Source organism: Actinomycetota bacterium (assembly GCA_035536535.1).
GTDB lineage: Bacteria > Actinomycetota > JAICYB01 > JAICYB01 > JAICYB01 > DATLNZ01.
On record DATLNZ010000069.1, the window covers coordinates 1 to 5729 of the forward strand.

Genomic DNA, 5729 nt, shown 5'->3' on the forward strand with positions numbered 1-5729 from the left:
ACCTCGCCCGGCTCCCGGCGGACCGCCTTCGGCGCCTGCAGTGCGGGCGCCGCCACGGCAAGCACGCGGGACGCCACCTGCATGATCGACTCGGCCACGCGGTAGCCGAGGGTGAGCTCCTCCACGCGTGCGGACTCGCGGTTCGGCAGGTGGTCCAGGACCTCGTCCCACGAGTCGTGCGCCCAGACGCCGGTGGCCTGTCCGAGGTCTCCGAGGATCGACATCGACCCCTCGGGACAGCGTCTGGCCACCATCCGCAGCTGCATGGGGGATAGGTCCTGCGCCTCGTCGACGACAACGTGGCCGTAGCGGTCCGGGGGCCCTTCGATGAGAGCCGAGGCTTCGTCCAGCAGGGGCAGGTCGGGCGCCGTCCATGCACGCTTGCCGCGGGGGCGGCGACGGAACACCTTCTGCTCGTCCGGGGACAGGAGGTCCTCGGCTGCGCGGGCCAGCCGGTCGGCGCTGGACAGAAGTCCCGAGACCAGCGTCTCGGCCCCCATCGCGGGCCAGACCCGGTCGAGCACGGCGCGGAACGCTTTGTCCGCCCGGACGGCCCGGACGGCCTCCTCGTAGTCCGGCAGGGTGTCCAGCGGGAGGGCGTCCACGTAGGCGCGGTACGCGTCCTGGACCAGCGCGTCGCGGAGCAGCTCGCGTCCGTGACGGAACGTCACCCCGCGGGAGCGGAAGGTGTCCGCGTGGGCGTTCACCTGATCGGCGCCCAGCAGGAACCGGACTCCATGGACGTTGATCTCTGCGTCGGACTCCTGAGGTGAGCAGCGATTCTCCAGCGCCGTCCGCACGAGCTCGCTCATGCGTGCGTCGCCCTTGATTCGTGCCACCTGGGGGTCGGCCTCGTCCACCACGCCGGTCTGCGGCATCAGTCCGGCGATCGGCACCTGGGTCATGGCCGACTCGCCGAGCGACGGCAGCACCTGGGACACGTACCGCATGAACACGGCGTTGGGTCCCAGCACCAGGACGCCCATGCGCTGCAGCCTCTGGCGGTGCTCGTACAGCAGGAACGCGGCGCGGTGAAGTCCGATGGCGGTCTTGCCGGTCCCCGGACCCCCCTGGACGACGACCACTCCCTCCAATGGCGCGCGGATGATCGCGTCCTGCTCGGCCTGGATGGTGGCGACGATGTCGCGCATGTGCGGACCGCGCTGCCGCGCCAGCTCGTGCTCGAGCATGTCCGTGCCGCGCAGAGCCGATTCGCCCGGGGGGGCCGACACGAAGTCGTCGTCGGAGATGCCGAGAATCTCGCGTCCCTCGACCAGAAACTGCCGGCGGCGGCGCAGCCCCATGCGGTCGCCGCGATGGGCCCGGTAGTAGCTCTGGGCGACCGGCGCCCGCCAGTCGACGACCAGCGTCTCGTAGCCGGGGGTCCGGACGTGGTGGCGCCCTATATAGAAGGTCTCCGGCTCCAGCAGGTCAATGCGTCCGAAGACCAGTGCCGACTTGGTGTCCGAAAGGGCCGCTATGCGGGCGTCCTTCCAGCGGTCGAAGACCTCCTGCTCGTAGTCGTTGCGCCCCTGGGGGTTGAGGCCGCGGACCTCCTCGAGCATCACGCCCAGGCTGGAGTAGGCCCGGTCCACGTGGGCCTGCTCGTGCTGAAGCTCTGGGTGGGAGGCGTCGACGGTCATCGCGGGGGCTCCGCCGGGGAGCAGGAATGATAACGCTCGCAGCGCCCCGGGGCGGCCCGACATGCCAAGTTCCGGCATGAAAACTGCCGCGGTGTTCGACGACAACGACATCTCCGCCTAATCCGGCAAGCGACCGGCCGAGCTACGAGCGTCTGGTCGAGGCGATCAAGAACGGCGAGGAAACTTCTCGTGCTACGAGTCCGAGCACAAGGCTGAGCGAATCCGCCGTAAGGCCGAGGATGAGATCAGGTGATTGGCGTAGGAGGTCGCACGCCTCGAGCCAGCGGGAGTCTGTGAGTGCCTGGATTCGCCAGCGCAGGGGCCGCTGTGCTTGCTGCGCGGCTGAAGAGGGGCTGCCCCACTCGGGACGCCTCCAAGGGAGATCCCTATGGTTCCGTCACGCTTCGCGACCGGCGAACGGGCGTTCGGAAAGTCACAGGACAGAAATCCGATGCTCGTACGTATTAATGATTGACCACGTCGGAAGTTCCCGCCCTGGTCACTGCGCCAGCAGGCGCGGGCCAGCAGATAACAGGGGGACTACCGAATGGGGAAGGCTCCAACCCGCACCGACTCCGGCTCGAGGTCTGGCCACTCGCGCTTTGGGCCACTTCTGAACCTGCCGTTGGCCCGTACGGCGCGTTTGGCGGTCATCCTCGGGGTCTTGTGCGGGGTGGGCCTTTTTACGACTCCAATGGCCGGAGCTCGCCTTGCACGGGAATGGGATCCTGCGACGGGCGCACATCGAACCTGGTACGAAACCCTCGATCACGCGGGCAGGGTCCGACAGGTCCATCCGTATCGGCCTTACTCGCGCTACCACTACCGGTTTGACGCTTACGGCAACTACATCGGGCGGAAGTGATGGCTCCGAAGGCACCCTCTCGCGTCGAAATGCGGGAGAAGCTGCGTGATCTGCTCGAAGGGCGGATCTCTCGACGGGACGCATCGTTGTGGGCGCATCAGTGGGTGACCGCGGACGACGCCGGCGTAGAGGACCGGGTGGTATGGGACGCACTCATCCGGCTCGGCTCGGCTGATCTCGGCGGGGAACCTGAGGAGTACCTGTACTTCGAGTCCGACTTCCACGCGTGGCTGGACGAGGTCGAGGATGCCATCGACAGTCCATCCTGACGCACTAAGCCCTTGGCTCCCAGTTCTAGTTGCTCTCGTTTCTACGGGGACGACGTGGGGCCTGGGTCGATGGCCCAGCTCCCATGTCGCGCGTCTACGGCCACGACGTCGACGAGTGGTCGGCGTGGCGCACTACATCTAGGCGAACAACGTCGCCGTAACGTTGGGGACGGCCGCGTGGTCACCTTGACTTCAGGACGGGTCAACCTCGATGACCGAGTATCCCCGAATCCGGACCTTGCCCAAGGCATGTGGGAGGCTCCAGTTCGTGTTTGCGCAACCCCCAATGGCGTCGTCATTCGTCGGCGGCGACATGACAGGCAGCCGGGCGCCCGGCGATACGATCATCAGGGAGGGTTTATGACCATCAGGCGAGTGCTGTGACCGCTCCGCGACTGCCCGGAGGGGTAGTGCACAAGCTCCCACCGGACTTGCGCGGAGCGCTGATCCTGCACGCGACGGCGCTCGGCGCCTGGAAGGCAATCACGCCTCTGGCGCGCAACGAGTTCATCTGCTGGGTTGAGGACGCCAAGCAGGCAACCACCCGGGAGCGCCGCATCCGACGCACCGTGGAGGAGCTGGAGGAAGGCATGCGCCGGCCCTGCTGCTGGCCGGGGTGCAAGCACCGCGAGCGGACCGGGTCCTAGCCGCAGGAGCCGCTCGCCGGGCCCGACGAGGCACCGGGGACAGCAGCCAAGGTTCAGCGGCCCCGCTGGAACGCCGATACCATTCCCATGTCCATGCGGACTCGCCCTCGCATCGCCTTCGTCGCCGTCTCGCTGGTCGCGGGACTGCTGTCCGCCGCAGCCCCGGCCTCCGCGGCCCCCGTCCTGCCCTCGGGCTTCGTGGACGAGGTGGTGACCACGGTCGGCGCGCCCACGGCCCTGGCCTTCACGCCGGACGGCCGGATGCTCATCGCGACCCAGGGCGGACGGCTGCGCGTCTTCTCCGGCGGGGCCCTTCTGGCCACACCGGCCCTGGATCTGTCGGCAGTCGTCTGCAGCAACTCCGAGCGCGGCCTGCTCGGAGTGGCCGTGGACCCGGCCTTCGCCACCAACGGCTGGATCTACGTCTTCTACACGTTCAACAAGAACGCGACCTGCGAGACGAACACGGCCAGCGCGCCGGTGAACAGGGTGTCGCGGTTCGTCCTGCCGTCGTCCAACGTGGTGGACCGCACCACGGAGACCGTCCTGGTGGACAACATGCCCTCGCCCGCCGGAAACCACAATGCAGGGGACCTGGCCTTCGGCAAGGACGGCTTCCTCTACGTGACGATCGGCGACGGAGGCTGCGACTACGCCGGCGGCGGCTGCGCGGGCAGCAACGACGCGGCACGCGACCAGCACGTGCTGACGGGGAAAGTCCTGCGGATCACGCGCGACGGAGGAATACCCGCCGGCAACCCGTTTCTCGGCACGGACAGCTCGAGGTGCAACGTCACCGGCCGGACGACCGCCGGGCGCAAGTGCCAGGAGACCTTCGCCTGGGGGCTGCGCAACCCGTTCCGCATGGCCTTCGACCCCAACGCGGCCTCCACGCGGTTCCACATCAACGACGTCGGACAGAACGCGTGGGAGGAGATCGACCTCGGCACCCCGGGGGCCGACTACGGGTGGAACGTCCGCGAGGGCTTCTGCGCCAACGGCTCCACCACCAACTGCGGGACTCCTCCCACCGGCATGACCAATCCGATCTTCGCCTACGGACACGGGTCCGGGTGCGCTTCCATCACCGGCGGCGCCTTCGTGCCGTCCGGCGTGTGGCCGTCACCCTACGGCGGCTCGTACCTGTTCAGCGACTACGTCTGCGGCAAGATCTTCAGGCTCGTGCCGGCGTCCGGCGGCGGATGGACGATGAGCGAGTTCGTCACCGGCCTCGGGTCGTCCAGCGCGGTCCACCTCGGCTTCGGCCCCCACGCGGGGGGCCAGGCGCTGTACTACACGAGCTATGCCAGCGGGGGCCAGGTCCACCGCATCAGGTACACGGGAAGCCTCAACCGCCAGCCCGTGGCCTCGATCTCGGCCTCACCGACGTCCGGACCGGCGCCTCTGACCGTTTCCTTCAACGGAAGCGCGAGCTCGGACCCGGACGGCGACAGCCTCACCTACGAGTGGAGCTTCGGCGACGGCACCAGCCAGACGACCTCCGGCCCGACGACGTCCCACACCTACGCCGCCGGCTCGTACACGGCCAGCCTGACCGTGAGGGATCCGTCCGGCGCGACGTCGTCTCCGTCCAGCGTGTCGATCTCGTCCGGCAATTCCGCGCCCACGGCCACGATCACATCGCCGTCCACCACCGTGCGCTTCTACGTCGGCCAGCCGCTGACGTTGTCCGGTAGCGGCTCGGACGCGCAGGACGGGACGATCCCGAGCTCCCGGATGTCGTGGACGGTCGTCCGCGTCCACGGCACGCACACCCACCCGTTCCTCGGACCGGTGACCGGCAATAACATCGGCTTCACGGCCCCGGCCCCCGAGGACCTCGCCGCCGCAGCCAACAGCTACCTGCGTGCGACTGTCACAGTCACCGACTCGGCGGGTGCGTCCACCAGCGTCACGCGCGACATCCTGCCCTACAAGGTCAGCCTGACCTTCTCCACCTACCCGCGGGGACTGACGATCCGCGTCGCTGGCGTCTACGTCAGGGGGCCTGTGACCTACACGTCCTGGCGCGCGCACCGCATCTACATCTACGCGCCCAACCAGGGCCGTTACTACTTCCGCTACTGGACCGACGGCGGAGCGCGCGGCCACACGATCACGACGCCGTCGTCGGCCAAGACCTACACGGCCGTCTACCGCTACTACTGACCGATTCGCTACTCTCCAAACTCGCCCGCGAGCAAGGAGACGGCGTGACGCGCGTAAGCGCCAAGGCGGCCACATTCACCGAGTCGGTCATCCGCGAGATGACGCGGCTGGCGATCCTGCACGGGGCGGTCAACCT

At 68.3% G+C, this 5729-nt stretch carries 4 protein-coding genes; 3 read left to right on the top strand and 1 reads right to left on the bottom strand.

Annotated features, from left to right (window positions below):
- A partial coding sequence (locus VNE62_04365; GenBank protein HVE91525.1) for a hypothetical protein occupies positions 1-1643 on the bottom strand: 1643 nt, incomplete at its 3' end.
- 969 nt (positions 1644-2612) lie between these two features.
- On the opposite strand from VNE62_04365, the gene VNE62_04370 reads away from it, so the two are divergent.
- From VNE62_04370 to VNE62_04380, 3 genes are all read left to right on the top strand, one after another.
- Complete coding sequence (locus tag VNE62_04370; GenBank protein ID HVE91526.1) at positions 2613-2777, top strand: hypothetical protein; 165 nt, start codon at positions 2613-2615, stop codon at positions 2775-2777.
- 380 nt (positions 2778-3157) lie between these two features.
- Positions 3158-3424, top strand: a complete 267-nt coding sequence (locus VNE62_04375; GenBank protein HVE91527.1) for a YdeI/OmpD-associated family protein — start codon at positions 3158-3160, stop codon at positions 3422-3424.
- 93 nt (positions 3425-3517) lie between these two features.
- Positions 3518-5593: a PQQ-dependent sugar dehydrogenase gene (locus VNE62_04380; GenBank protein HVE91528.1), complete on the top strand. Its 2076-nt coding sequence runs from the start codon at positions 3518-3520 to the stop codon at positions 5591-5593.
- The last annotated feature ends 136 nt before the right edge of the window (positions 5594-5729 follow it).